Raw genomic sequence first — 2,222 nt, forward strand, 5'->3', positions numbered from 1 at the left:
ACCAACAAGGCCGCCGCCGAAACGCACGCCAACAGCTTACGCATACACAAAACTCCAAATCTGCATCAATGTCAGCAAACGCAGCGACCGCGAAAACCGATCCACGAGAGGCGCTTGGCCGCGCAATTAAGCCGTGCCGCCGCACCAGTCCCAATCTGGCACAACCGCAAACAGGGGGCCGCCCGTAGCAACATTATTAGCTAAAGGGGGTCTAGGCGGGCACTCGAGACAGGCAATGAGCTGACATAAACGGTGCTGATAAACCTTATCCATGAAGTGTTTGAAGAGCTGCGCAAGCGCGGCAGGCGGGAGCTTGCCTGCGTGTTCATGCTGCTCGGCAGCGCCTCATGCGTGCCGCTGAACGCCACCCCATCCCAGGAAATGAGGGCCGACGCGCGTGCCGCCTCGTTGGCAGCAGTCCGCGCCGCCGATGCCCCCAACCCCGATTTCCTCGAAACCGCGCTTGAGAAAATCGCCCCCGACGCTGCCGTCAGCATCAACGCCTCAATCCCCCTCGCCCATGTCCCCAACCCCCGCGCGCTCTCGGTGGTGTTCCGCGGCGCCGGCCCGCTCGATCACGAGCGCGCGCTGCAATGCCTTGCCCAGGCCGTGTATTACGAGGCACGCTCCGAGAGCGAGGAAGGCCAGCAGGCCGTCGCTCAGGTCGTGCTCAACCGGGTCCGCCATCCGTCCTGGCCGTCCACCGTTTGCGGCGTCGTCTACCAGGGCCCGATGCGCGCCGGCGGCGGCTGCCAGTTCACCTTCACCTGCGACGGCTCGCTTGCCGCAATCCCCACCGGCTTCGGCTGGGCCCGCGCCCGGCGGATCGCTGCCGACGCGCTTGCCGGCAAGGTGTTCGCGCCCGTGGGGTACGCCACCCACTACCACACCCACCAGGTGCTCCCCTCCTGGGCCTACCGGCTCGCCAAGGTGGCGGTGATCGGCAGCCACAATTTCTACCGGATCCCGGACCGTTGGGGCACGCCCGGCGCCTTCTCCCAGCGTTACGCCGCCCACGAGCCCTCGGCCGCAACCGTGATCGCAACCCGGCTGCCGATCTCGCCCGACGCCGTGCCGCAGGTCCACGCCGCCGCGGCCACAGCGCCTTACATCCCGGCGGTGATCCTGCCGATCGACACCCCCGCGCCCTATCTCGACAACCTCCCCACGGCAAAACCGGTCGACGACACCCTCCCCCCCTCCACGATCAAAGAGGAGTATCGCAACTCCGGCCGTTGGCTCGACCAGCCGAAGGCTCCCGTCGCCGCGCCGTGACGGCCAGTCGGGAGTTGCTCTCGCGCGATCCTCTCAGCCCGTGACGGGCCGGCAACGGATTCGGAAGGGACTTGCTCTCTAAGCGCGCGGTTGCGCCTGTCTGCGGATGAGTTCGTAAACGGTGCGAGGATTTTCTATTCGGAAGAACTGCGTGGCCCCTCCCAAGGCCGGGAGCCACAAAGTGAACCCGTTCACGGCACCCAGAGACAGCAGGTTGCCTCCGTCGACGCAATGCTTCCGGTGCCCCCGCGCTGTTCCGAAAGCTCAAGACGGGGGAGCCGGTCTATGTCGAGGGAGGTGATCTTCGATCCGCGAAGAACCAGGACCCGCTGATTGGTGACTGCGTAGAAAAGCTTCTTTCGTATCCGCGCGTCATGAAAGAACCGGCCGGCCATGATATACAGGCCGATCACCAGGAACGGCAGTCCCCAAAGCCTGAACAGCCAGCCTGGACCACCGCCGGACTGATCCCCGAATGGGCCAAACCACATCATTGCGTTCCAGAAGATGACGAAACCGCCCCACATCAGGCTGAACGGGATGAGGAGTGCGTCACGCGGGCCGAGGGTCAAGCCCTGCTTGGGCTGGCCGGACCACATGATCCGCTCGCCCGAAAGAAGGTACGGCTGGAAAGGCTGTGAAGCGTACATGGGGTTCATGCCGGGTTCGTAATGGCAAGAGGCGGGGAACGCCAGGTGAAGGCTTCGTTCCGAGGGCTCGCGGCCGCCCGCCTCCCGGGCGCCGTTCACCGTTAGACCGGACCGCTAGCGGCTGGGCTCGAACCGAAGGGTGCCGGCCTGCCTTGCCAACCCGCCATTATCGCTGGGATGCTGCACCCCGTCGATCACGGGCACTTCGTGGAAGTCAAACGGGCTGACCCCATCCAGGCACGCCACGTTCACCCCATATTGCGCTTGATTGGACCGCCGTTGATGGTGCGTATAGAT

Annotated in this window: 3 protein-coding genes; 1 reads left to right on the top strand and 2 read right to left on the bottom strand. The window is 65.0% G+C overall.

All coding sequences use genetic code 11. The features are described 5' to 3' along the window. Positions 1-252 precede the first annotated feature (252 nt). Positions 253-1,275 carry a cell wall hydrolase gene (locus VF697_RS11175; RefSeq protein WP_331094112.1) on the top strand — a complete coding sequence of 341 codons (1,023 nt, stop codon included), beginning with the start codon at positions 253-255 and terminating at the stop codon, positions 1,273-1,275. 191 nt (positions 1,276-1,466) lie between these two features. Here VF697_RS11175 and VF697_RS11180 read toward each other — a convergent pair whose 3' ends face one another. After that, positions 1,467-1,934: a hypothetical protein gene (locus VF697_RS11180; protein WP_331094114.1), complete on the bottom strand. Its 468-nt coding sequence runs from the start codon at positions 1,932-1,934 to the stop codon at positions 1,467-1,469. A gap of 105 nt (positions 1,935-2,039) precedes the next feature. After that, on the bottom strand, positions 2,040-2,222 hold a 183-nt coding region (locus VF697_RS11185), incomplete at its 5' end, for a hypothetical protein (protein WP_331094116.1).

It is taken from the genome of Archangium sp., from assembly GCF_036388035.1.
Lineage (GTDB): Bacteria > Myxococcota > Myxococcia > Myxococcales > Myxococcaceae > Archangium.

Bases quoted from the DNA above. Each gene is read 5' to 3' on its own strand.
- VF697_RS11180 (WP_331094114.1), bottom strand. From the start codon at position 1,934: ATGAACCCCATGTACGCTTCACAGCCTTTCCAGCCGTACCTTCTTTCG.